We start from the raw sequence: 25,237 nt of genomic DNA, 5'->3' as shown, positions 1-25,237 counted from the left end.
TTTATGCCAGTGTTTTCAGGTAGGCCCGCCATCCGCCGAAATGACTGATATCCGTCGCGCCCTCCAATCCATACGCCTCACAGATAAAACCGCTTTCCCAGCGACCATCCGCCAGTTGCACTTTGCCCAACCCCAGCGGCGCCGGAATCCCGGTCAGGAACGACCCCAATTCCGTGCTCGGCAACTCCCAGACTTCCACGGCAATCGCCACGCCACCGTCTTTCACGCGGACCATGCCGGGCCGAAACGGCGGTCCACCGGCCAGCGCATAGAGCTGATAGTCAGGTGAGCTGAAGGTCGTTTCCAACAACCGGGCACCTCGCTGCTTGAGCTGCCAGTTCAGCGCCAAGCCGTCCAGGTGTGCGCCGCAAACCACCAGTCGAGCGCGGTCATTGCGTGCGACGGTCGTTGAGGCAGGCGCCGCCAAACCGTGCTGGCGTTGCAAACCATCGGCCACGCTCAACAAGTACTGATCGGTGAAGGCACGACCAAACAGCGTCACGCCCCACGGCAAACCATTGCCCATGAGACCGTTCGGTACAGCGATGGCGGCGTAGTCGAGCAAGTTCATGAAGTTGGTGTAGTAGCCCAACTCGGAATTGCGCAGCACGGGTTCAGCGTCGAGCTCGGCCAATGTGACCGGGCGGCCAATGGTCGGCGTGACGACGCAATCGAGACCCTCCAGCGCTCTATCACACAAGGTTTTCAGCGCTTGCAGCCGGTACTGGGCGCGGAAAGTTTGCACGCCATTGACGGCGGGGGCCTTGGCCAATACGGCGCGGATCACCGGCAGCACGGCTTCGGGATTTCGTTCCATCAATTCGCCGGCCACGCTGTACCGTTCGGCAACCCATGGGCCTTCATAGAGCAGGCGCGCGGCTTCCAAAAATGGCGACAGGTCCAGTTCCACCACCTCGCCGCCCAACGCCTTGAGCCGGTCGATGGCATCACCGAACAGCAGCGGGCCTTCAGGGCAGCCGAAGAACTCAAGGTCCTGCGCACGCGGCACGCCGAAGCGGAACGGACGTGGAGAGCCGAACGCCGAGCCGTCATTCCACAAAGGATTATTGCGACTGTACGCGTCCCTAGGGTCGAGGCGTGCAGTGAGCGCCAGTAACTGACTGGCCTCTCGAGCCGTTGCGGTAAACGTGGTCACGCAATCGAGGGTGCGACAGGCCGGGACCACCCCGGCGGTGGAGATCAGCCCCTTGGTGGCTTTCATGCCGACCAGATTGTTCAGCGCTGCCGGCACGCGGCCGGAGCCTGCCGTGTCGGTGCCCAATGAAAAGCTCGCCACACCGAGCGCCACCGCCAGCGAAGAACCGGCACTGGAACCACCTGACGGGTACTCCGGCAACACACTGTTCGGGCAGGCGCCATAAGGCGAACGGCTGCCGTTGAGGCCTGTGGCGAATTGGTCGAGATTGGTCTTGCCCAACGGGATCGCGCCCAGCGCCAGCAGTTGCTCGACGATGGTCGCCGAACGTTCCGGCACATAGGCAAACGAGGGGCACGCCGCCGTGGTCGCAATGCCCGCCAGGTCGATGTTGTCCTTGATCGCGAACGGCACGCCATACAGCGGCAGGCTGTCGATGTCGCGGCCATCGAGGGCGGCGAGGTAGGGTTCCAGTTCATCGACACTGAGCAAATGGATGAACAGGTGATAGTCCGGGTTCAGCGCCGCGGCTTTGTCCCGCAGGCTCAGCAACAGTTGCCGAGGTGTAATGCTGCCGTCGCGGTAAGCGCTGCGCAGGGCGTCGAGTTGCAGATTGATGTTCATGGTGTCGGTCCTTATCAAAATGGCTTCAGTCGAGTTCCAGCACGGCGACGCGTTGTCCGGCGCGCACCGTGGAGCCTGGCTGCACACGAATTTCGCGCACCACGCCGGCCATCGGGGCGAGCAGGGGGATTTCCATCTTCATCGACTCCAGGATCACCAGCACATCGCCGGCCTCGACCCGGCTGCCGGCCTCGACCTGCACTTGCCAGAGGTTGCCGGCGATGTGGCTGTCTATGCTCAGTTGGCCGTTGCCCAGCGGCGCATCTTCGGTCGGCTCAGGGGCTGCTTCCTCGCTGTCGAAATGCGCCTGGCCGCTGGCGATCCAGCGCTCGCGTTCGGCGTTGAACGCACCTTGTTGTTGCTTGCGAAACGCCTCGATGCCGCCGGCCTCTTTCGCCAGAAACGCCTGGTAATCCGCCAGGTTCAACTGGCCGTGCTCGATGTTCAGATCGAAGCGACCCAAGGGGAAGTCGCGGCGGATGCGCAGCAGTTCATCGGCACTGACCGGGTAGAAACGGATCTGGTCGAAAAAGCGCAGCAGCCACGGTTTGCCATCGAACGCAGCGACTTCACGGTAGCGGTTCCACATCTGCAAGGTGCGGCCGACAAACTGATACCCGCCGGGGCCTTCCATGCCGTACACGCACATGTAGGCGCCACCGATGCCCACCGAGTTCTCGGCGGTCCAGGTGCGCGCCGGGTTGTACTTGGTGGTCACCAGGCGATGGCGCGGGTCGAGGGGGGTGGCGACCGGTGCACCGAGGTAGACGTCGCCCAGGCCCATCACCAGGTAACTGGCGGCGAACACCGTACGCTGCACTTCATCGAGGTTCGGCAGGTCGTTGATGCGGCGGATGAATTCCAGATTGCTCGGGCACCACGGCGCGTCCTTGCGCACGGTGGTCATGTATTTCTCGATGGCCAACTGGCACGCCGGATCGTCCCAGGACAGCGGCAGATGCACGATGCGCGACGGCACTTGCAGGTCCTTGGCGGCGCACACGGCATCCCATTCGCCAGCGACGATGCCGAGCAGGTCGGACAGCGACAGTTGCTCAGGCTGATAGTGGATTTGCAGCGAGCGGATACCGGGCGTCAGGTCGATCACGCCGTGCAGGTGTTGGCTTTCCAGGGCTTGCATGAGGGCGTGGACGCGGAAGCGCAAAACCAGATCCAGTTCGGGTGCGCCTATCTCAAGCAGTAAATGGGTATCGCCTGAGAGTCTTGCAACCAGCCGCGTATCGTCCTGCCCGATATCCAACACCACAGGCGACACAATCCCCTGTAGGAGCTGGCTTGCCAGCGATGAAGTTGATGCGGTGTCTGGCCGGGCCCCATCGCTGGCAAGCCAGCTCCCACAGGTATCCCATTTCAAGGCGAGGCTTCGGGCAGTCTTGAGGTCGACGGGGGAGAACTGCACTTTGTCCCCAGCCTTGAGTTGCCCCAGTTGCCAAAGATCCGCTTCGATCACGGTCACCGGGCATACGAATCCGCCAAGGCTCGGGCCGTCCGGGCCGAGGATCACCGGCATGTCACCGGTAAAATCCACCGCGCCGATCGCATACGGATTGTCGTGAATGTTCGACGGATGCAGCCCTGCTTCTCCGCCATCGGCACGCACCCATTCCGGCTTGGGGCCGATCAGGCGCACGCCGGTGCGGCTGGAGTTGAAATGCACTTCCCACTGCGTGGCGAAGAAGGTGCCGATGTAGTTTTCAGTGAAGTATTCCGGCGCGCCGTGAGGGCCGTAGATCACGCGAATCTGCCGCACCGCCGGTAGCGCGGCGAGCTGTTCTTCAGCCAGTTGCTGACCGATGCTGTGGTCACTCAAGGCCGGCACATGCAACACATCGCCAGCACGCAAAGCGCGCCCGCCGTGACCGCCGAACTGGCCGAGGGTGAAGGTGCTTTTGCTGCCCAGGTAATCCGGCACTTGCAGGCCACCGCGCAGGCACAGATAACTGCGCGCACCGGCGCCGGCAATCGTACCGAGGCTCAACGTTGCCCCCGATTCAATCAGCAGCGCCGTGTTCATCGGCACGGTTTCGCCATTCAAGGCCAGATCAATAGCGGCGCCGGTCACGGCCACGACCGCATCGCAATTGAAGCGCAGCATCGGCCCGCTCATGGTGATTTCCAGCGCCGCGGCGCCTTCGTCGTTGCCCAGCAAGCGATTGCCCAGACGCAGCGCGCGGCTGTCCATCGGCCCCGATGGCGGCACACCGACGGCCCAGTAACCGAGGCGGCCGGGGTAGTCCTGAACGCTGGTCTGGGTGCCGGCGCTGATCACTTCAAAGGTGTTGGCCTGATACACCAGGCCTTCCAGGCAACGGGTCCACGGTTGGCCGCTGGCGAAGGGCGCATCCAGCAGAATCTGCCGCAGGTAATCGCGGTTGGTTTCGACGCCATACAGTTGGCTGTCGCCGAGTGCTTGATGCAAATCGGTGCGAGCCTGTTCCCGCGTCGGCGCCCAGCTGATGACCTTGGCGATCATCGGATCAAAGTAGGGCGGGATCTCGCAGCCAGCCTCGACCCAGGTGTCGATACGCAGCTGAATGCCATTGGCCGCTGGAAAGTTCACAGCGGTGAGCAATCCCGGGCTCGGCTGAAAATCCCGGCCCGGATCTTCCGCATACAGCCGCGCCTGAATCGCGTGCCCCTTCGGTTTCAATTCCTGAACCAATTCGCCCAGCGGCGGCAAATCACCGGACGCCAGTTGCACCATCCAGCGCACCAGGTCGACGCCCCATACTTGTTCCGTGACGCCGTGTTCCACCTGCAAGCGGGTATTCACTTCCAGAAAATAGAAGCGCTGGGCGTCGCTGTCGAACACAAACTCGACGGTGCCGGCGCTGCGATAATTGACCGCTTTGGCGAGCTTGATGGCCGCCGCGCACAACGCCTCGGCCATGCCCTCCGGCAGATTGGGTGCCGGGGTTTCCTCGAGGACTTTCTGGTTGCGCCGCTGTACCGAGCAGTCGCGCACGCCGAGGGCAATCACCTCGCCACGGCCGTCACCGAATACCTGAACTTCCAGGTGACGTGCACGCTGGATGTACTTTTCGATGAACACCCCGGCGTCGCTGAAGTTGTTCTGGCCCAAGCGCTTGACCGCTTCGAAGGATTCACTCAACTCGGCGGCACTGCGGCACACGCGCATGCCGATGCCGCCACCGCCGGCGGTGCTTTTGAGCATCACCGGGTAACCGACCTGTTCGCCGGCAATCAGCGCGGCGTCGAGGCTGTCGAGCAACTCGGTGCCTTCGAGCATCGGCACGCCATGTTGCTTGGCCAAGGCGCGGGCGGTGTGCTTGAGGCCGAATACGCGCAGTTGCTCAGGCGTTGGGCCGATGAAGGCAACCCCGGCGGTTTCGCAGGCTTCGGCGAACGCGGCGTTTTCCGAGAGAAAACCATAACCGGGATGGATTGCGGTAGCACCCGTGGATTTGGCGATGGCGAGGATTTTTTCCACCGCCAGATAAGTACCGCCCGCCGCGCCTTCACCGAGGCTGTGGGCTTCGTCGGCTTGCAGGATATGCAGGCTGGCGGCATCGGCCTCGGAGTACACGGCAACGCCCTGCACCTGCAGTTCGCGCAAGGTGCGCAGGATGCGGCAGGCAATGGCGCCACGGTTGGCAATCAAGACTTTTTCGAACATGGCATAACCCCCGGAGGCGACAGCACATCAGCCTCGACTTGGGATGCGGGCCGTCCCGCAGTTTTTCGAAAGGCACCGGGGTCGTCCCCGTTGACAGAAATACACAGCACCCTTGTAGGAGCTGGCTTGCCAGCGATAGCGGCGTGTCAGCCGACATCATGGCTGAAGGTGCCGGTCAATCGCTGGCAAGCCAGCTCCTACAGGGGAGCGGTTACTTGATGCACTGCCCCGAACGGGCCTGGCACAGGGCAAACAACCATTTACGCAATCGCGCTAATTTCAGTTCCATACCAGCAGCTCCGCAGGTGTCGGGTTGTAGGCGTTGCACGGGTTGTTCAGTTGCGGACAGTTGGAAATCAGCACGATCACATCCATTTCGGCACGCAGGTCGACGTACTTGCCCGGTGCGGAAATCCCGTCTGCAAAGGTCAACCCGCCATCGGCCGTGACCGGCACGTTCATGAAGAAATTGATGTTTGGTCCGATGTCGCCCTTGCCCAGTCGACCGTCATGCGCACAGGCGCGCAGGTAGTTGTCGCGGCAGCTGTGCATGTAGCGTTTTTCCAGCGCGTAACGCACGGTGTTGCTCTCTTGCGCGCAGGCGCCGCCGAGGGTGTCGTGGCGCCCGCAGGTGTCGGCGACGATTGTCAGCATCGGCTTGCCAAGGTTGGAATACAGCACGCTGCCGGTGCTCAGGTACACGCTGTTCTGACGGCGCAAGGTGCGCTGCACGTCGTAGCGCTCCTTGGGGTTGGCAACGCTGTAGAACAACGTATCGACGGCCTGATTGCCTTCCAGATCGAGGATGCGCAGGGTTTGACCGGCCTTGACTTCCATCAGCCAGGGTTCACCGGCGGGGATGGTGGCGCGGTAGATCGCGGTTTCAGGCTGCTTTTCAGTGGTGATGAGAGCGAGTGACATGGCAGCGATCCTCAGGCGAACAGACGGTCGGTGTTGATGAAACCGCGCTCGTTTTCCGGGCGCGAGGTGCGGCAGTGTTCGGCGACGCTGGCGTCGGCGTTCATCCAGCTCAGCTTCAAGGGTTTGGGGGCGTATTCCGGCGACGGATCCATCGGGTGTTGCAGGGCCGTGAGCACCACCAAGGTATCCATCGGTGCGTACAACTCGATGTAATCACCGGCCTTGGAATTGGCCTCGACGAAGTGGAAGCGCCCGGCGTCATCGACGTTCACCCGGCTGAACAGATTGAGAGTCATCAGCAGGTCCGACAGGCCCAGGCCCCACTTGCCCAGTTCCACCAGCAGGTTGTCGGTACCGTTGCGGAAGAAGCCGTTGCGCAGTTCCTGGTAGCGACCGGTGCCGTATTTTTCTGCAACCTCTTCAGCGCAGAGCACACCGCCGAGGCTGTCGCTCCAGCCGCAGGTGTCGGCGGTGATCGCGGCCAGCACGCGGCCCATGTCCGAGTACAGGCAATGGCCGGTGGTGAGCTTGGCGGTGTGTTGGCATTTGAGGCTGTCGGGCAGGTTCAGGCGTTCGGTTTTTTCATTGGCGTTGAGCAGCGTCAGGCTGACGTTGGCGCCGCCGCGAATGTCGGTCAGGCGCAGCAATTGGCCGCGTTTGAGCACGAACGAGCGATGGCCACCACCCGGCAGCATTTCTTCGGCGAAGGGCGGGAACAGTTGGGTCGAATCAGTCATCGGGAAAATCCTCTCAAGCGGTTCGAAGTGAGCCCGCCAGTTGCACCGGCAAGGCGTCGACGGCGGCACGGCTGATGCGGCGGTCGCTGTTCAAGGGAATGTCGTAGGTGATGCGCGCGCCGTAGGCCCCGGGGGCGTGCGGATCGAGGCGGACCTTGTCGAACACCAGCAAGCGCGTACCGAGGCTGAAACCTTCGGACAGGTCGTGGGTGACCATGAACACGGTCAGCCGGGTCTCGCGCCACAGTTCCAGGAGCAAGCCGTGCATGTCTTTGCGGATGCCCGGATCGAGCGCACCGAACGGTTCGTCGAGCAGCAGCACCCGCGGCTTCATGATCAGCGCCTGGGCGATGGCCAGTCGTTGCTGCATGCCGCCGGAGAGCTGCGCCGGGTATTTGTCCAGCGAATGTCCGAGGCCGACTTTGTGCAGCAATGCCGAGGCCTGTTCCCGAGCCTCACGCTTGGCGCTACCAAACAGGCGTCCGAGCAGTGGCGAGCGAGGCAGTTCGAGACCGAGGGCAACGTTGTCCAGCACGCTCAAATGCGGGAACACCGAGTAGCGCTGGAAGACCACGCCACGGCTGGCGTCCGGCTCACCGGCCAACGGTTGACCGTCGAGCAGGATCTGGCCGCGACTGGCACGCTCCTGACCGAGCAGCAGGCGCAGGAAGGTCGATTTACCGCAACCGGAGGCGCCGACCAAGGTGCAGAATTCACCCTCGTCGACGTTCAGGTTCAGGCCTTCGAGCACCACTTGATCGGCGTATTGCTGCCAGACGTTTTTAACGGTGATGAAGCTCATGCCCGCGCTCCTTCATACCAAGGGAACGCACGTTGGGTCAGGTACTTCAGGCCCCAATCCATCAGCCAGGCAAGCAGGGTGATCCACACCACGTAGGGCAAAATCACGTCCATTGCCAGGTAGCGGCGCACGAGGAAAATCCGGTAACCCAAACCGTCGGTAGAGGCGATGGCTTCGGCGGCAATCAGGAACAACCATGCCGAGCCGAGCATCAGCCGCAGCGAGATCAGCAACCGTGGCAGCAATTGCGGCAACACCACTCGCAGCATCAGGGTCCAGGTCGAGGCACCCAGGGTTTGCGCCTTGATCAGCAACTCCACGGGTATTTCCCTGGCGCGCTGTTCCAGATCCCGGGCCAGCGCCGGGGTGATGCCGATCACGATCAGCATCACCTTCGACAACTCCCCCAAGCCGAAAACGATGAACAGGATTGGCAGGATCGCCAGCGGCGGCACCATCGACAGCACCGTCAACAAGGGCGACAACGGTGCGCCAAACAGCGGCAGGGTGCCCGCGGCGATGCCCAGGCACAGACCGGCCAAGGCACTGATACCGAGGCCGATGGCCAACCGGCGCAGGCTGGACGCGGTGTCTTGCCAGAGCAGGTATTCGCCGGTGCGGCTGTCGGCGACAAACGCCAGGCGTTTCACCGCATCGGTCATCTGCACGGCGCTGGGCAGCAGCTTGTCATTGGGGTTGTCCGCCAGTCGCTCGGCCGAGCCCATGAAGTAGGCAAACAGCAACAGGGCGAACGGCAGGATCACCAACAGCAGGCGACTCGGGCGATCCGGGTGGCGATTGATCAGGCGCATGGCCAGTTCTCCTGATTACAGCTTGGCGTCGGCGGCCATCTGCACGTAGCTCGGATCGAAGCGCAGCTTGAGGTTGCCTTTGTCGCCGCTGGTCACGCCATTGGCGAAGGCCATGCCGACCGCGCTGGTGTCTTTGGCGCCTTCACCCAGCAAACCGTGCTGGAAGGAAAACTCGGCGACTTTGCGCATGGTTTCCGGCAACTGCTGACTGGTGCTGAAAGCCAAAGCTTCCTTGGGTGTGGCGAACAGTTTGGTGGTGTCCAGTTGCGCCTGGAAACCCGCCAGGTCAGTGCCCGATGCCTTGGCCATGTGTTCCAGCGCGGCTTTGCTGGCGGCGCTTTTCGCGTTCATCAACTCGACCACTTCGAACCAGGCACCCGTCAGGGCTTTGCCCAGTGCCGGGTTGTCTTTGAGGGTGGCGCTGTTGACGACCATCATGTCCATGATTTCGCCGGGGATCTGGCTGGAATTGAAGACTTCGGTCACCGCAGGCTTGGCCTTGATGTCCGAGAGCATCGGGTTCCAGGTGGTGACGGCGTTGACTTGATCGGTGTTGAAGGCGGCCGAGATATCGGCGTCGGAGGTGTTGACCACTTTCAGGTCTTTCTCGGTGAGGTTCACCGAATCCAGGGCCCGGGCCAGCAGGTAGTGCGAGACCGAGAGTTCGACCAGATTGACGTCCATGCCCTTGAGGTCGGTGAGTGTCTTGCCTTCGCCCTTGAGCACGATGCCGTCGTTGCCATTGGAGAAGTCACTGACGATCAGCGCGGTGCTGTCGACGCCACCGGCCGCAGGGATGGTCAGCGCATCCATGTTGGTCATGGTGCAGCCGTCGAACTGGCCAGCGGTGTACTGATTGATCGATTCGACGTAGTCATTGAGTTGCACCACGTCGATCTTGATACCGTACTTCTTTGCCCATTTGTCGACGATGCCCTGGCTGCCGGCGTATTCCCAAGGCATCCAGCCGGCATAGATCGTCCAGCACACGCTGAAGTGATCTTTCTGGGCGGCTTGGGACGAGAAGCTCACAAGGGCTGCGAACGCAGCGGCGAGCAGGGCGGATAAACGAAGCTGGGACATGGTGGTTCTCCAGTTGGTCAAGGGCGGACAGGAAGGCAGCGGCACCGCTAGCGGTGGCTTGTCTCCCGGGCTTTTGTCCCGCCGTGTAACCTCAACTGGAGGTCGCCAACTCTCGGACCAGCCACTCGCGCTTGCGAGCCGGAACCCTAGTCAGCCATTGCAAATTGTGGTGCCGCGAACCTGTAGTGAGTCCTGCACGGTATTGACTAAGCGAGAGCCGTGCCAAGTCTGCTCGAGGTGTCTGGCACGGGGATCAGCGAAAGGGAGGGGAGGGGCGATCAGGTGCTGTTGCATTGTGATGGTGCGTCCGTGCACTGAGATGTAGCGCGATCCGCCACTGATCAGAAGGTCAACGCCGACTGGCACTTGGGAGTAAAAATACACGGTCCACGCCATCACGGCGGTGGATATCGCCATGGTTACCGTTAATCAACGCGCGAATAGATGAAAAACCTTTCATCGGACAGATGTTTCAACGTGTTGCGCGAACGCACCAGATTCCGAAATCGATGTCTGATCTTTCGACAGTCAGCAACATTTGACTGTCGCCTGCCAGCGTCGCTGGTGTGGCTAACCCGCGGTCCAGGAGGCCGCTATGTATCGCCGAATTCTACTGCTTGCTGTGTTGGGATTGTCCCTTGGTGGGTGCGTGCCCTATTACGATGAAGGAGGCAGTTACTACCGTTCCGAAGTCTATACCTCGCCGGCGCCGACCTATTACGCCGGGGGCAGTTCCTACTATTCCAATGGCGGCGGTTACTACTCGCCAGCTCCCCGGTACTACTCACCGCCAGCGCGGTACTACCAGCCGACGCCGCGTTATTACTCGCAGCCGCGGGTCTATCAATCGGCTCCACGCTATTACCAGTCGGCCCCGCGTCATTATCAGTCATCGCGCGGCGACTACCGGGCGCATCAGAACCAGGGTTGGGATGGCCGCAGCAATCGAGGCGGTTGGGACAAAAACCGAGGCCACGACGGACGGCGGGGCGGTAGTGGCGATCATAACGGTCGTGGCGATCACGATGGCCGCGGCGGTCACCGCTGATCCTTACAACAATGCAATTCCAATGTGGGAGCTGGTTAGCTCCCACATTTTTTTGCGGACTTCAGTAATTCAACAAATCCGCCAACGGATGCCGACCTTCCCAAACCTTATGGAAATGCGCCTGCACCACCGCGTCCGGCACATTGTTGATGTCCGGCCAATGCCAGTGGGGCGTCTGATCCTTGTCGATCAACCGTGCACGCACGCCTTCGCTGAATTCCGGATGACGACAGCAGTTGAGACTCAGGGTGTATTCCATCTCAAAGACCTGGGCCAGCGACAGGTGTTTGGCGCGAATGATCTGTTCCCACACCAGATGCGCAGTCAAGGGTGAGCCTTCGCTCAGGGTCCTGGCGGCGCGACTCATTATCGGGTCGCTGTTGTCGCGCAGGGCGCTGATGGCTTTCCAAGCACAACGCACATCGCTGACATCCAGCAGTTCGTCGATTTGCTGGCGACGCGGCAGCCACTGGGCTTCAGGCATTTGCGCTACTGCTTCTTGCTGCAACGCCTTGAGCAGACTGTTGAGCTGCATCGGTGTCTGTTCCTGCCAGTTCAATTGCAGCAGGCCTTCGATCAAATCCGCTTGCTGCTCATCGCGCAGAAACCGATCCGCCAGATCCAGATCGATCGCATCGCGGCCATTCATGTGCGCGCCGGTCAGGCCAAGAAACAGGCCGAGTTTGCCCGGTAGCCGCGACAGAAACCAACTGGCGCCAACGTCCGGGTACAGGCCGATGCTGATTTCCGGCATCGCCAAACGGCTGCTTGGCGTGACAATGCGGATGCTTGCCCCTTGCAACAGGCCCATGCCACCGCCGAGCACATAACCATGGCCCCAGCAGATCAGCGGTTTCGGGTAGGTGTGCAGGCGAAAGTCCAGGCGATATTCCGCCGCGAAGAATTGCGCGGCCAGGGGCGGCACTTCACCGGGGTGGGCGCGACAGGCTTCGACCAGGCTGCGCACTTCGCCACCGGCGCAAAAGGCCTTGGGGCCATTGCCGCGCAGCAGGACGCAGACGATTTGCGGATCTTTGGCCCAAGCGTCCAGTCGGTCGCGCAGGGCATTGATCATTGGCAGTGACAGGGCGTTGAGCGACTTTTCGGCATCCAGGCTGGCGATGCCGATACGGGCGCCGTCGGTGCCGGTGAGCTCTTCGAAGTGCAGATTCATCGTGACCTCGATCGGGAATTTGAGGGTTAAGTATGATCGCTGTGCAAGAAAGCGCCGGATCTGCATCAGATCAATTGACAAGCGTGGTGCGCTTTCCTAGGGTTCGCCCCATTGTTTTTGCCGGATGTAACCATGACTGCTGATGACCGTATCAAACTCGAACCGAGCTGGAAGGAGGCGCTGCGTGCCGAATTCGACCAGCCCTACATGACAGAGTTGCGAAATTTTCTGCAGCAGGAGCGGGCGGCCGGCAAGGAGATCTATCCGCCAGGGCCGATGATCTTCAATGCACTCAATTCCACGCCGCTGGACAAGGTCAAAGTCGTCATCCTCGGTCAGGATCCCTACCACGGTCCGGGTCAGGCCCATGGCTTGTGCTTCTCGGTGCAACCGGGCGTGCCGGCGCCGCCGTCGCTGGTGAACATTTACAAAGAATTGAAGCGCGACCTGAACATCGACATTCCCAACCATGGCTACCTGCAAAGTTGGGCGGATCAGGGCGTACTGATGATCAACACCACCATGACCGTCGAACGGGCCAACGCCAACGCGCACAAAGACAAGGGCTGGCAGTTTTTCACCGACCGGATCATTGAAGTGGTCAGCCAGCAACAGCCGCACCTGGTGTTCATGCTGTGGGGCGCCCATGCGCAGAGCAAGCAGAAGCTGATCGATGCGACCAAGCATCTGGTGCTGACCTCGGTGCACCCGTCGCCGCTGTCTGCCTATCGCGGCTTCCTCGGTTGCGGACACTTCAGCCGCACCAACAAGTTTCTGGAACAGAATGGCGAGACGCCGATCGAGTGGCGGTTGCCGCCGGTTTGATGGGAATTGGTTGAGCTTTTGTGGCGAGGGAGCTTGCTCCCGCAGGGCTGCGAAGCAGCCCTGAATTCTGCAATCCGATTTCTTCTGACACACCATGCACATAGGCTTTACGACTGCTGCGCAGCCGAGCGGGAGCAAGCTCCCTCGCCACAGGTGGAGTTAAATTTCTGGTTCTTCCGGTTGTCGATTCCAATACTTGAACAACGGCTCTGCCAGAAACAACACAAACAACAGCCGCATCACCTGCATCGCCGTCACCAGCGGCACCGACAATTGCAGGGTCTCCGCCGTCAGGCTCATTTCGGCAATCCCGCCGGGCATCATGCCCAAGGTCAGCGAACGCAGATCCAGATGGGTCAGCGCACTCAAACCCAATGCCGCCACCGTTGCGATCAACATGGTCAGGACGGTGCCAATCAGTGTCCGCCCCATGAAAGAGGGCGCACGCCGGAAAAACTGCCGATTGAAGTGACAGCCCAAGCCGCTGCCGATCAACCATTGGCCGATCTGACTGCCGCCGTCAGGCAAACCGATGTGCAAGTCCCAGCCGATGCTCACTGCCGCACTCACCAGCAACGGTCCGAACAACCAGGGGTTGGGTTGACGCAGCCGTTCCCAGATCCAGGCCGCCAAAGCGCCCGCGGGAAGCAAAATCGCCAGCCAGCGCCAATCGATGCTGCCGGCGTAGGAGAGTGGCGCACCGTCGCCCAACAGATATTTGAACGCTGCCGGCACACAGAGCACTACCACCAACACGCGCAGACTCTGGCCTGCCGCTACCCGGCTGAGAACCGCGCCATTGCGTGCACCGAGGTTGACCATCTCGCCGGAACCGCCGGGCATGCTGGAGAAAAACGCAGTGGCGCGATCCTCACCGGTGCGGCGCATCAGCCACACACCGACGACCGCCGACAGGCTGGTGACTAGCGCACCGAAGAAGATCAAACCGAAATGACTGAGTACCTGCTCCATTACCACCGGAGTGAAATGCAGGCCGATACCGATACCGACGATCCACTGGCCGCACTTGCGGCCGCCAGGGATTTCCGCCAATTGCCAGGGTGTCAGGCAGCGCACGAGGATGATCGCCAGCAACGAACCGACCATCCACGGCAAAGGCCAGCCGACCTGGCTGGCAAGGAAACCGCCGAGCAGGCCGACCAGCGGGGTTCCCCACCAGGCTTTGAAAGGTGTTCGATCAGACATCGGCAACAACGCGCCGCGCAACTGAACGTTTACGCCAGATGCGCGCAATCGGCACCAGCAACATGACCACGATCAACCCCCAGACACCGACGGTGATACCGCTCGACCAGAGAATATCCAGCGAACCATTGGAAATCGACAGCGCCCGACGCAGATTCTGCTCCATCAAACCACCGAGGATGAAGCCCAGCAAAACCGGCGACAACGGGAAGTCCAGCTTGCGCAGGATGTAACCGAAGATGCCGATGCCGATCATCAGGAACAGATCGAAGGTCGTGGCATGCACGGCGTACACGCCAATGGCGGTGATGATGGCGATCATCGGCACCAGCGCCCAGTTCGGCACGGCAAGGATTTTGGTGAAGATGCGGATCATCGGGATGTTCAGGATCACCAGCATGATGTTGGCGATGAACAACGATGCGATCAGGCCCCAGACGATGTCCGGTTGCTGCTGAAACAGCAGTGGGCCTGGCGTGATGTTGTACAGCGACAGCGCGCCGATCATCACGGCTGTGGTGCCCGAGCCAGGGACGCCGAGGGTCAGCATCGGCACCAATGCACCGCAGGCTTCTGCGCCAATGGCGGTTTCCGGAGCGGCCAGGCCACGTTTGTCGCCCTGTCCGAATTTTCCGCTTGGGCCAGCGATGCGTTTCTCGGTCATGTAGGCCACAGCACTGGCCAACGTTGCGCCAGCACCTGGCAGCACACCCATGATGAACCCGAGCACACCGCAACGCATGTTCACCCAGAACACCGAAGCCGCTTCCTTGAAATTGAACAACATCCGCCCGGTGGCCTGGAACGCTTCTTGGCCACGGTGGGTTTTTTCCAGCAGCAACAGAATTTCGCTGATGGAGAACAGGCCCAGCACCAGCACCACGAACTGAATACCGTCAGTGAGGTGGATGTTGTCACCGGTGAACCGGTACACACCGCTGTTGGCATCAATGCCGACGGTCGACAGGAACAGCCCGATCAGCGCCGCGATAAACGTCTTGAGGGGCCGATCACCTGCCATGCCGCCGAGACAGACAATCGCAAATACCATCAGTACGAAGTATTCCGCGGGACCGAAGGCAATCGCCCATTTCGCCAGCATCGGCGCGAACACGACCATCCCGCAGGTCGCGATAAATGCACCAATGAACGAGCTCCACGCCGACAGTGACAACGCGACACCGGCCAGACCCTGACGGGCCATCGGGTAGCCGTCGAGGGTGGTCATGACGGTCGAAGCTTCGCCCGGGATGTTCAGCAAAATCGAACTGATCCGCCCGCCATATTCGCAACCCAGGTAAACCGCGGCCAACAGGATCAATGCCGACTCCGGTGGCAGGCCCAATGCGAAGGCGATCGGGATCAGCAACGCCACGCCGTTGATCGGCCCCAGGCCCGGAAGCAGGCCGACGACCGTACCGATCAGCGTGCCGCTGAGTGCAGTCACGAAGTTGTAAGGGGTTAACGCGACACCGAAGCCGTGACTCAAATAACCAAGCGTATCCATATCAGTTCTCCAGAACGTCGAGCAGGCCCAGAGGCAGTGGCACGTCCATGACTTTGTCGAACAGCAGGTACAGACCGACGCTCATCAGGCTGATGATGATCGCGCCCGGCAGCCAGCGCCCGCCGTACAGGCGAGCCAGAGGAATGCCAACCAACATGCTGCTGAGGATGAAACCCAGCGGTTCGAACAGTCCGGCGAAGACCAGTAGCAACAGCACGCAGATACCGATCTTGGTCAGGGTCTCGCGATCCATCGGCGGATCTTCATCGGTGTGCTTGATCGGCGAAGGGCGATACACCATGTAAACCAGGGCCAGGCCCATCAGCCCCAGCATCAGCAGCGGGAACGCGCGCGGGCCGATCGGTTCGTAGGAAAACGGTGCCTGATAGGGCAAAGCCATCAGCACCAGGCTGGCACAGGCCAGCAACAGCACCGAAGCAAAAATGCGTTGTAAGAGCATGGGGAACTCCTGTGCTGCGACTCCGTGAAAGGGGAGTCGCAGCCGCTAGACAGAGGCGATCACTGAATCAGGCCGAACTCTTTGGCCAGCACTTTGTAGTCCGCAACCTGCTTCTTCACGTAGGTGTCCAGTTCCGGGCCGGTCATGGCGAACGGGAACAGTTCACGCTGATCGCGCAGCTTGGCGAACTCAGGCGAGGCCAGCAGTTTGTCGAAGGAGTCTTTCCACCAGGCGTAGTCTTCGTCGCTGACTTTTGGCCCGAGGTAGAAGCCACGCACCACCGGCCAGACGATGTCGTAGCCTTGCTCGCGGGCGGTCGGAATGTCCTTCATTTCCGGCTCCTCCAGACGCTTGTCGGAGAACACTGCCAACAGGCGCATGTCACCGCTCTGGATGTGCGGCATGGAGTCGGAGATGTCGGTGCTGCCGACCTGGATGTGGCCGCCGAGCAGGGCGGTGGCGATTTCACCGCCACCTTCGAGGGCAACGTAACGCAGGTCGCGCGGGTTGATGCCAGCGGCTTTGGCGATCAGGGCGGTTTGCATCCAGTCCTGGCTCCCGACGGTGCCGCCGGAACCGATCACCACTTTGCTCGGATCTTTCTTCAGCGCCTGTACCAGATCGTCGAGGGTCTTGTAGGGCGAATCGCTTTTCACCGCGATGGCGCCATAGCTAGTGCCGACCGCTGCCAGCCAGCGCACGTTGGTTTCATCGAAACGACCGAACTTGCCTTGGGCCAGGTTCAACAGCGATCCGCTGGACCATGCCACCAAAGTACCGGCATCGGCCGGACGCTGGGCGACCACCGCGTTGTACGCCACCGCGCCGACACCGCCGGGCATGTAGGTCACGCGCATCGGTTTGGTCAGCAGTTTTTCGTTGATCAGCGCGCTCTGCGCCAGTTTGCAGGTCAGGTCGAAACCTCCGCCGGGGGAGGCCGGGGCGATGCACTCCGGGCGTTTAGGTTCGGCAAGCGCGTGGCCGGTGAACAGCAGGACGCTGGCGGCGAGGGCTAGTTTACGCATTGACAGGTTCATTCATGTCTCCTTGGGAGTTGTTGTTATTGACGCACTGAATTACCAAAGGGCAACGCTATAGCTCACCAGCAGACGCACTTCGTCGGCATCGCGAGCAGAATAGTTGGAACGGTAAGTGGCATTGCGCAGGCGCACGGCGACATCCTTGGGCGCGCCGCTTTGTACAACATATTTAATCTCGCTGTTGCGTTCCCACACTGTGCCTTCGTCGCCGTTCTTGAGCTTGATGTTGTCACCGCTCACGTAACGGCTCATGAAACTCAGGCCCGGGATGCCGAGCTTGACGAAGTCGAAGTCATAACGCGCTTGCCAGGAATGCTCTTCGGCGCCGGAAAAGTCGTTGATCTGTACGAAGTTGACCAGGTAGGGGTCGGCACCATCTACATACGGGAAGGCGGTGTCACCGGCCAGTACGGTAGGGCTGACGCTGGAGAGGCGGGTAGGCGCGAATGCCCGGGTCTGCAAGGACTGCATGGGTGACTTACTCCGTTTATTGTTCTTATTTATCGAAAACGCTTCGAGGCGTTTTTCGGATCGCTGCGTGGCAACAGCGACGGCAGTCGAAACTGCCCGTGGCTGGACTCTAACGAGCTAACCTTTCGCTAACCTTTCAGAAGACTTTCGCGTTTTTTTAGGCTTCACAGTGGCGGATGCGGCTGTAAACTCCGCGCCAAAGAATGGCGTCGACCATCCCTGAATGAGGTAAAAATCCATGCGTGTCCTGCTCGTCGAAGACCATCTGCAGCTCGCCGAAAGTGTCGCCCAGGCGCTCAAGAGCACCGGGCTGACCGTGGATGTGCTGCACGACGGCGTAGCGGCCGACCTGGCGCTGGGCAGCGAGGAATACGCCATGGCGATCCTCGACGTCGGCTTGCCGCGCATGGATGGATTCGAAGTGCTGGCGCGGCTGCGTGCGCGGGGCAAGAACCTGCCGGTCCTGATGCTGACCGCCCGCAGCGACGTAAAGGATCGGGTGCATGGCCTGAACCTCGGCGCCGACGATTACCTGGCCAAGCCTTTTGAACTCACTGAACTCGAAGCCCGGGTCAAAGCCTTGTTGCGCCGCAGCGTGTTGGGCGGTGAGCGTATTCAGCGCTGTGGTGTGCTGGCCTACGACCTGGAAACACGGCGCTTCACGCTGGGTGAAGAATTGCTGACCCTGACCTCCCGCGAGCAAGCGGTGCTTGAAGCGCTGATCGCACGCCCTGGTCGGGTGATGAGCAAAGAGCAATTGGCGTCCCAGGTGTTCGGCCTCGACGAAGAAGCCAGCCCCGATGCGATCGAAATCTACGTGCACCGCTTGCGCAAGAAACTGGACGGTCAACCGGTTGCCATCGTGACCTTTCGCGGCCTCGGCTATTTACTGGAAAGCCGCGATGCATAAGCCCAGCAGCCTGCGCTGGCGGTTGCTGTGGAACCTCGCACTGTTGCTGGTGGTGTTGATGCTGGCCAGTGGATTGAGCGCTTACTGGAACGGCCGCGAAGCCGCCGACACCGCGTATGACCGGACCTTGCTGGCGTCGGCCCGGACCATCGCCGCCGGCCTGTCCGAACGCGACGGCAGCCTCAGTCTCGACGTACCTTACGTGGCCCTCGATACGTTTGCCTACGACAGCGCCGGACGGATTTTTTATCTGGTCAACGACATCAACCAGAAGCTGATCTCCGGTTATGAAAACCTTCCGCCACCGCCACCGGGTACGCCACGCACCGATAACTATCCTGCCCTGGCCCGCTTCTACAATGCGACGTATCAGGGGCAGAACGTGCGCGTCGTCAGCCTGCTCAAGGCGGTCAGCGAACCGAACATGAACGGCATGGCGGAAATCCGTGTGGCGGAAACCGATGAAGCCCGGGTCAGCATGGCCCGCAGTCTGGCGGCCGATACTTTATTGCGCCTGGGCATGCTGGCGCTCGGTGCGTTGTTGTTGGTGTGGTTTGCGGTCAGTGCGGCATTGCGTCCGCTGGAACGCTTGCGCACGGCGGTGGAGGAGCGACAACCCGATGATCTGCGGCCGCTGCCCCTGGTGGAAGTGCAGCGCGAATTGTGGCCGCTGGTGCGTGCGCTCAATCACTTTACCGAGCGTTTACGCGAGCAGTTCGAGCGCCAGGCGCAGTTCATTGCCGATGCCGCCCATGAATTGCGCACACCGCTGGCAGCGCTCAAGGCGCGACTGGAACTGGGCATGCGTTCGGCTGAGCCCGACACGTGGCGCAGCACCCTGGAAACTGCCGCCCAGGGCACCGATCGCTTGACCCATCTGGCTAACCAACTGCTCTCTCTGGCGCGGGTCGAAAATGGCGCCCGGGCGATTGCCGAGGGTGGCGCGCAGTTGCTGGATCTGAGTCAGTTGGCGCGTGAGCTGGGCATGGCCATGGCACCGCTGGCCCACAAACGTGGCGTCGCACTGGCGCTGGAGGCAGACGAACCGGTATGGATGCGAGGCGAGCCGACATTGCTGAATGAACTGCTGAGCAATCTGGTGGACAACGCCCTGGCCCACACGCCAACGGGTGGCAATGTGATTTTGCGTGTTACCGCACCGGCGGTGCTGGAGGTCGAAGATGACGGCCCGGGCATTCCCGCTGAAGAGCGTGGCCGGGTGTTCGAGCGGTTTTACCGGCGAAATCAGCATGTCGCCGGATCAGGTTTGGGGTTGGCGATTGTCGGAGAAATCTGCCGCGCACATCTGGCGCAAATCAGCCTGCATGATGGAGAGCACGCAGGGTTGAAGGTGCGGGTGAGTTTTACTGCGGGGGAGTAACACTCTATCTGTGACTAGGGGGCTGGCATTCATGTTCAGTAAAACATCGAACGGGTTTCTTCCAGATCGTCGCACAGCACCTTGTCGTCAAAGTCGATGCCCAGCGTCTTGAGTGCCGGCACGTTCAAGACATCGACGCGGGCGAATGGATGGTCGGTATCCTTGTGGCAATACAGGCTGGCAATCTGCACCAGGTCCGCATAATCGACCTGTGCAGAGTGGCGTTTGAAGTCCAGGTATAGCCGCGGCACTTGTACGAGCTTGTTTGGAAACTCCCAGACTTTGAGCAGTTTTTCGCCAATCAGTGGATGTATTTCGTCGATCACGTGATTGAGGCTGACGGGGTCGGACAACAATTCATAATGGTCTTCGGCATAGGTCAGGATCGGCAGCACGCCAATCTGGTGCACCAGCCCGCCGAGCGCGGCTTGATCGGGTTTAAGCCGGGTGTAACGGCGACACAGGGCATAGCTGACCCCGGCAATTTCCAGGCTTTTGCGCCAGACATCGCGCATTTTCTGCTCCACGACATCGGAGCGGGCATGAAAAATCTGCTCCATCACCAGCCCGATGGCCAGGTTACAGCTGTAGTTGATGCCCAGGCGTGTGATTGCGGTGTGCAGATCGGTCACTTCCTGGGTGGCACGCAACAGCGGGCTGTTGACCACTTTGATCAGGCGCGCCGACAGCGCGGTATCGCGACCGATCACTTTGCTCAGGGTACTGACGCTGACTTCCGGGTTTTCAGCGGCCTTGCGAATTTGCAGGGCCACTTCCGGCAACGTTGGCAGAACCAGGTCATCGTTATTGATGGCCTCAACCAAATCCTGTTGGATCTTTTCCGCCAGCTCGCTCATTTAGTTTCTCTAGGTGTTGCGTCAAGTGCTGCCGTTATTGCTGGATTTCGCGATCGCGGTCCAGTTCATAGGGCAGGTCGAGCAGCTGTAAGGAGGGACCTTCAAGCGCCCCCAAGTGGATATCCCCACTTTCTGCTGCTTCGGCTTGCAACACAGCCAGGAGTTCAATGTTTTGCCCGGCGCGGGCGGCAATCACCACTTCGCCGATGGAGCTGCCATGGGTCGAAGAAAACAGCTGGATGCCCGGCTCCGGCAATTCGTCGGCACTGAGTTGCAGACGATACAAGCGGCGCTTGAGTTTGCCCAGATACTGCATCCGCGCGACGATTTCCTGGCCGGTGTAACAGCCTTTCTTGAAACTCACGCCACCAACAGCCTGCAGGTTGAGCATCTGCGGGATGAACAGCTCGCGGGTGCCCGGCATGACCTGGCCGATCCCGGCGCGAACCTGGCCCAGCAGCCATTGGTTCAAATCGCCTTCGCTCAAGTCGGCGGATAATGTGCCCTTGATGGCATCGGCCTGATCGGCGGCGACCCACAACTCGGCCCGTTCTGGCGAGACGCGAATCGCGATCAAACCATCGTTGCGTACAACGCTGTCGGTTTCTGTCGGCAGCTCAAGGCCGAGACGACCCAGTGCCGCTTCGCCACGCTCAATGCCGAAGCGGACCCACGCAGCGCTTTCATCGGTCAATTTGGACTTGGAGAACACCGCGTATTTTTTCAGGTCTGCCAGTTGAGGCTCCAGCAACTCGGTGGCCATGGCCATGAGCACACCATCACCTTCAAGCAGGATGCGAAAACTCGATTGCATCCGGCCTTTTTGCGTGCAGCGCGCGCCGAGGCTGGACCGGGCGTCGCTCAGGTAATTGAGATTGCAGGTCAGTTGGCCTTGCAGGAACTTGCCAGCGTCCGCGCCGCGAACCGCGAGAACACCTTCGTGAGACAGGGAGCAGAAAAAAGCAGAATCGGCCATGGGTCATCGCAGGGTAAAAAGTCTGGTAGACATCATAAGGGGGCGCCTTCGAAATGGGTAGTTAACAAAGGATCGTCGGTGACCGACCAAAGCCGACTGTTCGGTGAGGATCGGGCCTGTATACTTGCGGCCTATTTGAGGAGCGCTCCATGGTCGAAGATGTAGAACTGAATCGCCTCTACTGGCACAGCCGCCGCGGCATGCTTGAGCTTGACGTGTTGCTGGTACCGTTCACGAAAGAGGTTTACGCAACGCTCAACGAGGTGGATCGAGCGTTGTACGTCCGCCTGTTGACGTCTGAAGATCAGGACATGTTCGGTTGGTTCATGGAGCGTACCGAATCGGAAGATCCGGAGCTTCAGCGCATGGTTCGCATGATTCTGGATCGTGTCCAACCCAAGTAATGCGTTCGAATGCCGCTGGCATGCCTCACGGCAGTTGCTGGCGGCGTATCTGTTGGCTCAGCTGTTCGCGCTGGGTTCGCTGTTTCTACTGTCTATTGCGCTCTGGGCCAGCGTACTCGGGGCTTTGCTGTGCGTGGCTCACGGTATCTGGTTGTTGCCCCGGCAAATCTTGCTGACGCATCCGCAGGCATTCTGCGGCTTGCGTCGCGATGCCGATGGCTGGCAATTATGGAGTCGGGCGGGGGGATGGCAGCCGGTGCAGCTGCGGCCGGACAGCCTGGCGTTACCGTTGGTCGTGGTGTTGCGATTTCGGTTGAGTGGCGAGCGCCGGGTCAGGGCCATTTGCGTGCCCCGGGATTCGCAGGCGGCGGATGTGCACCGACGCCTGCGGGTCCGGCTCAAGTTCAGCCGGCGTAGGTGGGCGGCACCAGAATAGTGTCCAGCGCGACCGGCAACAGGTCCGGGTAGTCGAGGGTGTAATGCAGGCCTCGGCTTTCCTTGCGTTCCATGGCTGACAGGATCATCAGCTCGGCGACCTGGGCCAGGTTGCGCAATTCGATCAGATCCCGGCTGACCTTGTAGTTACTGTAGAACTCGTCAATTTCATCGAGCAACAGTTGCACGCGGTGTTGAGCCCGTTGCAGGCGTTTGTTGGTGCGCACGATGCCGACGTAGTCCCACATGAATCGCCGAAGCTCATCCCAGTTGTGCGCAATGATCACGTCTTCATCGGAATCGGTGACCTGGCTCGCGTCCCAGGTGGGAAGGAGGGCCGGCATGGTTACGCGGGGCAATTGCTCAATAATGTCCGCTGCCGCCGATCGCGCATACACAAAGCATTCCAGCAGTGAGTTGCTGGCCATGCGATTGGCACCATGCAGGCCGGTGAAACTGGTTTCGCCAATCGCATACAGGCCCGGCACGTCGGTGCGGCCCCGTTGATCGACCATCACGCCTCCACAGGTGTAGTGCGCCGCCGGCACCACCGGGATCGGTTGTTTGGTGATATCGATCGAAAACTCGAGGCAGCGCTCGTACACCGTCGGGAAGTGCGTCTTGATGAATGCTTCAGGTTTATGGCTGATGTCCAGATAGACACAGTCGACGCCCAGACGCTTCATCTCATGGTCGATGGCCCGGGCGACGATGTCCCGTGGCGCCAGCTCGGCCCGGGGGTCGAAACGCTGCATGAAGCGTTCGCCGTTGGGCAGTTTCAGGTGCGCCCCTTCGCCGCGCAGGGCTTCGGTGATCAGGAAACTCTTGGCCTGCGGGTGATAAAGGCAAGTCGGGTGGAACTGGTTGAACTCCAGGTTCGCCACCCGGCAGCCCGAGCGCCAGGCCATGGCAATGCCATCGCCGCAGGCACCGTCAGGGTTGCTGGTATAGAGGTAGACCTTGGCGGCGCCGCCGGACGCGAGAATGACAAAACGTGCGCCGTAAGTGTCGACCTGGCCGGTGCCGCGATTGAGCACATAGGCGCCGAGGCAGCGATCGCCTTCCAGGCCCAGGCGTTTTTCGGTGATCAGATCGACCGCAACCCGCTGTTCCAGCAATTCGATGTTGGGTCTTTTCCCGGCTTGATCGAGCAAGGTTCTGAAAATCGCCGCGCCCGTCGCATCCGCGGCGTGGATGATGCGCCGATGACTGTGGCCGCCTTCACGGGTCAGATGAAACTCGAACCCGCCATCGTCTGTGCTCGAGTGCTCATCACGGGTGAAAGGGACGCCCTGGTCGATCAGCCATTGGATGGCTTCCTTGCTGTGCTCGACGGTGAAACGCACGGCATCTTCATGACACAGGCCACCGCCCGCGTTGAGTGTGTCATCGACATGGGACTCAACGGTATCGGTGTCATCCAGTACAGCCGCGACACCACCTTGCGCCCAGAAGGTCGAGCCATTGGCGAGGTTGCCCTTGCTCAGTACCGCGATGCGCAAATGACCGGGCAAGGTCAGCGCAAGGCTCAAGCCGGCAGCGCCGCTGCCGATTACCAGAACATCGTGTTGAAACTGTTGGCTCATTTCAGGATTCCGCTCAAAGCGACCCGGGTCGGGGTTGGCGCACCTGGACTGGCGAGTCAAGGCAGCCGCACAGCCCACTAGTATATAGAGGAGGGGAGCGGCACAATACCCGAGCGAGCATGGCATTGTGAAACTACTGTGACGGAAAATACCGGACGCTTCGTCGGGTGGATTTTCTGCCTTTTAGGCGACACGAAGACTGTATCGTCGATTTAACAGTGTTTTTCCCTGCACGGTTGCACAATGTCGGGACAGCACAGCTATAAATAATTGGAACTTTTGCCAAAGTGCCAAGATCAATAGACCGTTGCCTGAATCAAGGGACAGTGTCGGTTTCGTTGCGGGATCGGTGTTTGATCCTTGCTGAAGAATCCGATGACAAGATTATTCGCGCAGCCGGGTCAACTCGCGCTGCGCTTTTCGTGCGTGCCAAATCAGAGCCCGCAGGAAACTTGCCTGGAGGGGGAGAACTTTTGCGAAAAGCCCGAGTCTATGTTTGCAAGTCTGGTGGTTTAGTTCTGCAAGCCTCCTCCGAGCTTATCGAGGAGTGTTCATGCTAACCCAGGAAGAGGATCAGCAACTGGTCGAACGCGTTCAGCGCGGCGACAAGCGTGCTTTCGATCTGCTAGTGCTGAAATACCAGCACAAAATTCTCGGGTTGATCGTGCGTTTTGTGCACGACACCCATGAAGCCCAGGATGTGGCGCAGGAAGCCTTTATCAAGGCCTACCGTGCGCTAGGAAATTTCCGCGGAGACAGCGCGTTTTACACGTGGCTTTACCGCATCGCCATCAACACGGCGAAAAACTATCTGGTTTCACGCGGCCGTCGGCCGCCGGATAGCGATGTCAGTTCCGAGGATGCAGAGTTCTACGATGGCGATCATGGCCTCAAGGATCTCGAGTCGCCAGAGCGGGCTTTGCTGCGGGATGAGATCGAAGGCACCGTCCATCGAACCATTCAGCAACTGCCGGAAGATTTGCGTACGGCGTTAACTTTACGTGAGTTTGATGGTCTGAGTTACGAGGACATTGCGAGCGTTATGCAATGTCCTGTGGGCACCGTGCGCTCCCGGATCTTCCGCGCCCGGGAGGCCATCGATAAAGCCCTGCAGCCGTTGTTGCAGGAAAACTAAAGACAGCGGCGACAGCCAAGAGAGGAACG

22 protein-coding genes, 1 pseudogene and 1 riboswitch are annotated in these 25,237 nt (G+C 60.5%); of the genes and pseudogenes, 7 read left to right on the top strand and 16 right to left on the bottom strand.

Features of this window, described 5'->3' with window-relative positions; all coding sequences use genetic code 11:
• Window position 1: 1 nt before the first annotated feature.
• The 7 genes from atzF to CKW15_RS12220 all read right to left on the bottom strand — a co-directional run bounded on the left by atzF (window position 2) and on the right by CKW15_RS12220 (window position 9,793).
• Window positions 2-1,780, bottom strand: a complete 1,779-nt coding sequence (gene atzF, locus CKW15_RS12250; RefSeq protein ID WP_095060236.1) for an allophanate hydrolase — start codon at window positions 1,778-1,780, stop codon at window positions 2-4.
• 25 nt (window positions 1,781-1,805) lie between these two features.
• The gene (gene uca, locus CKW15_RS12245) at window positions 1,806-5,438 is read right to left on the bottom strand and encodes an urea carboxylase (RefSeq protein WP_095060238.1); all 3,633 of its coding nucleotides are present in this window, start codon (window positions 5,436-5,438) and stop codon (window positions 1,806-1,808) included.
• A gap of 279 nt (window positions 5,439-5,717) precedes the next feature.
• Window positions 5,718-6,359: an urea amidolyase associated protein UAAP2 gene (locus CKW15_RS12240; RefSeq protein WP_095060240.1), complete on the bottom strand. Its 642-nt coding sequence runs from the start codon at window positions 6,357-6,359 to the stop codon at window positions 5,718-5,720.
• An 11-nt stretch (window positions 6,360-6,370) separates the two neighbouring features.
• Window positions 6,371-7,096 (bottom strand): urea amidolyase associated protein UAAP1, encoded by a 726-nt coding sequence (locus CKW15_RS12235; protein ID WP_095152168.1) that lies wholly within the window; start codon window positions 7,094-7,096, stop codon window positions 6,371-6,373.
• 13 nt (window positions 7,097-7,109) lie between these two features.
• Complete coding sequence (locus CKW15_RS12230; RefSeq protein WP_095060244.1) at window positions 7,110-7,898, bottom strand: ABC transporter ATP-binding protein; 789 nt, start codon at window positions 7,896-7,898, stop codon at window positions 7,110-7,112.
• Entirely contained in the window at window positions 7,895-8,710 is an 816-nt protein-coding gene (locus CKW15_RS12225; RefSeq protein ID WP_095060246.1) for an ABC transporter permease, read from the bottom strand. The genes CKW15_RS12230 and CKW15_RS12225 overlap by 4 nt, the downstream gene beginning before the upstream one ends.
• A gap of 15 nt (window positions 8,711-8,725) precedes the next feature.
• Window positions 8,726-9,793 (bottom strand): putative urea ABC transporter substrate-binding protein, encoded by a 1,068-nt coding sequence (locus CKW15_RS12220; RefSeq protein WP_095060248.1) that lies wholly within the window; start codon window positions 9,791-9,793, stop codon window positions 8,726-8,728.
• Window positions 9,794-9,853: 60 nt separating this feature from the next.
• Window positions 9,854-9,954: riboswitch (guanidine-I (ykkC/yxkD leader) on the bottom strand.
• Window positions 9,955-10,388: 434 nt separating this feature from the next.
• Here CKW15_RS12220 and CKW15_RS12215 point away from each other — a divergent pair.
• Entirely contained in the window at window positions 10,389-10,841 is a 453-nt protein-coding gene (locus CKW15_RS12215) for a hypothetical protein (protein ID WP_095060250.1), read from the top strand.
• 61 nt (window positions 10,842-10,902) lie between these two features.
• Here CKW15_RS12215 and CKW15_RS12210 read toward each other — a convergent pair whose 3' ends face one another.
• Window positions 10,903-12,015, bottom strand: coding sequence for an enoyl-CoA hydratase/isomerase family protein (locus tag CKW15_RS12210; protein ID WP_095060252.1), 1,113 nt, complete (start codon window positions 12,013-12,015; stop codon window positions 10,903-10,905).
• Window positions 12,016-12,147: 132 nt separating this feature from the next.
• Between CKW15_RS12210 and ung the strand changes: the two genes are divergently transcribed.
• Window positions 12,148-12,840, top strand: coding sequence for a uracil-DNA glycosylase (ung, locus tag CKW15_RS12205; RefSeq protein ID WP_053155726.1), 693 nt, complete (start codon window positions 12,148-12,150; stop codon window positions 12,838-12,840).
• Window positions 12,841-12,999: 159 nt separating this feature from the next.
• Here the strand turns inward: ung and CKW15_RS12200 are convergent, their stop codons facing one another.
• The 5 genes and pseudogenes from CKW15_RS12200 to CKW15_RS12180 all read right to left on the bottom strand — a co-directional run.
• Window positions 13,000-14,046 (bottom strand): AbrB family transcriptional regulator, encoded by a 1,047-nt coding sequence (locus CKW15_RS12200; RefSeq protein ID WP_095060314.1) that lies wholly within the window; start codon window positions 14,044-14,046, stop codon window positions 13,000-13,002.
• A complete protein-coding gene (locus CKW15_RS12195; RefSeq protein WP_095060254.1) occupies window positions 14,039-15,553 on the bottom strand; it encodes a tripartite tricarboxylate transporter permease in 1,515 nt (504 codons plus the stop codon). Before CKW15_RS12195 ends, CKW15_RS12200 begins: the two co-directional genes overlap by 8 nt.
• Before the next feature lies 1 nt (window position 15,554).
• Window positions 15,555-16,013, bottom strand: coding sequence for a tripartite tricarboxylate transporter TctB family protein (locus CKW15_RS12190; RefSeq protein WP_095060256.1), 459 nt, complete (start codon window positions 16,011-16,013; stop codon window positions 15,555-15,557).
• Between the two features lie 59 nt (window positions 16,014-16,072).
• Window positions 16,073-17,050 carry a tripartite tricarboxylate transporter substrate binding protein gene (locus tag CKW15_RS12185; RefSeq protein WP_095060258.1) on the bottom strand — a complete coding sequence of 326 codons (978 nt, stop codon included), beginning with the start codon at window positions 17,048-17,050 and terminating at the stop codon, window positions 16,073-16,075.
• A gap of 39 nt (window positions 17,051-17,089) precedes the next feature.
• Window positions 17,090-17,461, bottom strand: a pseudogene (locus tag CKW15_RS12180) (OprD family outer membrane porin); the annotation flags it as partial.
• A 301-nt stretch (window positions 17,462-17,762) separates the two neighbouring features.
• Between CKW15_RS12180 and CKW15_RS12175 the strand changes: the two are divergent.
• The gene (locus CKW15_RS12175; RefSeq protein WP_007979804.1) at window positions 17,763-18,434 is read left to right on the top strand and encodes a response regulator; all 672 of its coding nucleotides are present in this window, start codon (window positions 17,763-17,765) and stop codon (window positions 18,432-18,434) included.
• A complete protein-coding gene (locus tag CKW15_RS12170; RefSeq protein WP_095060260.1) occupies window positions 18,427-19,815 on the top strand; it encodes a sensor histidine kinase in 1,389 nt (462 codons plus the stop codon). Before CKW15_RS12175 ends, CKW15_RS12170 begins: the two co-directional genes overlap by 8 nt.
• Before the next feature lie 35 nt (window positions 19,816-19,850).
• Here CKW15_RS12170 and CKW15_RS12165 read toward each other — a convergent pair whose 3' ends face one another.
• Both CKW15_RS12165 and CKW15_RS12160 read right to left on the bottom strand, forming a co-directional pair.
• Window positions 19,851-20,672, bottom strand: a complete 822-nt coding sequence (locus tag CKW15_RS12165) for an HDOD domain-containing protein (protein WP_095060262.1) — start codon at window positions 20,670-20,672, stop codon at window positions 19,851-19,853.
• A gap of 34 nt (window positions 20,673-20,706) precedes the next feature.
• A complete protein-coding gene (locus tag CKW15_RS12160; RefSeq protein WP_095060264.1) occupies window positions 20,707-21,648 on the bottom strand; it encodes a folate-binding protein YgfZ in 942 nt (313 codons plus the stop codon).
• Window positions 21,649-21,797: 149 nt separating this feature from the next.
• Between CKW15_RS12160 and CKW15_RS12155 the strand changes: the two genes are divergently transcribed.
• The gene (locus CKW15_RS12155; protein WP_095060266.1) at window positions 21,798-22,052 is read left to right on the top strand and encodes a succinate dehydrogenase assembly factor 2; all 255 of its coding nucleotides are present in this window, start codon (window positions 21,798-21,800) and stop codon (window positions 22,050-22,052) included.
• Window positions 22,036-22,488 carry a protein YgfX gene (locus CKW15_RS12150; RefSeq protein ID WP_095060268.1) on the top strand — a complete coding sequence of 151 codons (453 nt, stop codon included), beginning with the start codon at window positions 22,036-22,038 and terminating at the stop codon, window positions 22,486-22,488. The genes CKW15_RS12155 and CKW15_RS12150 overlap by 17 nt, the downstream gene beginning before the upstream one ends.
• Here the strand turns inward: CKW15_RS12150 and nadB are convergent.
• Window positions 22,457-24,073 (bottom strand): L-aspartate oxidase, encoded by a 1,617-nt coding sequence (gene nadB / locus CKW15_RS12145; RefSeq protein ID WP_095060270.1) that lies wholly within the window; start codon window positions 24,071-24,073, stop codon window positions 22,457-22,459. The two genes, CKW15_RS12150 and nadB, sit on opposite strands and share 32 nt — an antisense overlap.
• 553 nt (window positions 24,074-24,626) lie before the next feature.
• Here nadB and rpoE point away from each other — a divergent pair.
• Window positions 24,627-25,208 carry an RNA polymerase sigma factor RpoE gene (gene rpoE, locus CKW15_RS12140; protein WP_003172477.1) on the top strand — a complete coding sequence of 194 codons (582 nt, stop codon included), beginning with the start codon at window positions 24,627-24,629 and terminating at the stop codon, window positions 25,206-25,208.
• Window positions 25,209-25,237 lie beyond the last annotated feature (29 nt).

The sequence above is a fragment of the Pseudomonas sp. Irchel s3b5 genome (assembly GCF_900187435.1).
GTDB lineage: Bacteria > Pseudomonadota > Gammaproteobacteria > Pseudomonadales > Pseudomonadaceae > Aquipseudomonas.
Note: the sequence above shows the minus strand (reverse complement) of the source record. Positions and strands in the feature narration are given on the sequence as shown.

Bases quoted from the DNA above. Each gene is read 5' to 3' on its own strand.
- CKW15_RS12240 (WP_095060240.1), bottom strand. From the start codon at position 6,359: ATGTCACTCGCTCTCATCACCACTGAAAAGCAGCCTGAAACCGCGATC.
- CKW15_RS12225 (WP_095060246.1), bottom strand. From the start codon at position 8,710: ATGCGCCTGATCAATCGCCACCCGGATCGCCCGAGTCGCCTGCTGTTG.
- ung (WP_053155726.1), top strand. From the start codon at position 12,148: ATGACTGCTGATGACCGTATCAAACTCGAACCGAGCTGGAAGGAGGCG.
- atzF (WP_095060236.1), bottom strand. From the start codon at position 1,780: ATGAACATCAATCTGCAACTCGACGCCCTGCGCAGCGCTTACCGCGAC.
- CKW15_RS12220 (WP_095060248.1), bottom strand. From the start codon at position 9,793: ATGTCCCAGCTTCGTTTATCCGCCCTGCTCGCCGCTGCGTTCGCAGCC.
- CKW15_RS12195 (WP_095060254.1), bottom strand. From the start codon at position 15,553: ATGGATACGCTTGGTTATTTGAGTCACGGCTTCGGTGTCGCGTTAACC.
- CKW15_RS12235 (WP_095152168.1), bottom strand. From the start codon at position 7,096: ATGACTGATTCGACCCAACTGTTCCCGCCCTTCGCCGAAGAAATGCTG.
- CKW15_RS12155 (WP_095060266.1), top strand. From the start codon at position 21,798: ATGGTCGAAGATGTAGAACTGAATCGCCTCTACTGGCACAGCCGCCGC.
- CKW15_RS12210 (WP_095060252.1), bottom strand. From the start codon at position 12,015: ATGAATCTGCACTTCGAAGAGCTCACCGGCACCGACGGCGCCCGTATC.
- nadB (WP_095060270.1), bottom strand. From the start codon at position 24,073: ATGAGCCAACAGTTTCAACACGATGTTCTGGTAATCGGCAGCGGCGCT.
- CKW15_RS12200 (WP_095060314.1), bottom strand. From the start codon at position 14,046: ATGTCTGATCGAACACCTTTCAAAGCCTGGTGGGGAACCCCGCTGGTC.
- CKW15_RS12160 (WP_095060264.1), bottom strand. From the start codon at position 21,648: ATGGCCGATTCTGCTTTTTTCTGCTCCCTGTCTCACGAAGGTGTTCTC.
- CKW15_RS12175 (WP_007979804.1), top strand. From the start codon at position 17,763: ATGCGTGTCCTGCTCGTCGAAGACCATCTGCAGCTCGCCGAAAGTGTC.
- CKW15_RS12190 (WP_095060256.1), bottom strand. From the start codon at position 16,013: ATGCTCTTACAACGCATTTTTGCTTCGGTGCTGTTGCTGGCCTGTGCC.
- CKW15_RS12230 (WP_095060244.1), bottom strand. From the start codon at position 7,898: ATGAGCTTCATCACCGTTAAAAACGTCTGGCAGCAATACGCCGATCAA.
- CKW15_RS12215 (WP_095060250.1), top strand. From the start codon at position 10,389: ATGTATCGCCGAATTCTACTGCTTGCTGTGTTGGGATTGTCCCTTGGT.
- uca (WP_095060238.1), bottom strand. From the start codon at position 5,438: ATGTTCGAAAAAGTCTTGATTGCCAACCGTGGCGCCATTGCCTGCCGC.
- CKW15_RS12185 (WP_095060258.1), bottom strand. From the start codon at position 17,050: ATGAACCTGTCAATGCGTAAACTAGCCCTCGCCGCCAGCGTCCTGCTG.
- rpoE (WP_003172477.1), top strand. From the start codon at position 24,627: ATGCTAACCCAGGAAGAGGATCAGCAACTGGTCGAACGCGTTCAGCGC.
- CKW15_RS12165 (WP_095060262.1), bottom strand. From the start codon at position 20,672: ATGAGCGAGCTGGCGGAAAAGATCCAACAGGATTTGGTTGAGGCCATC.
- CKW15_RS12170 (WP_095060260.1), top strand. From the start codon at position 18,427: ATGCATAAGCCCAGCAGCCTGCGCTGGCGGTTGCTGTGGAACCTCGCA.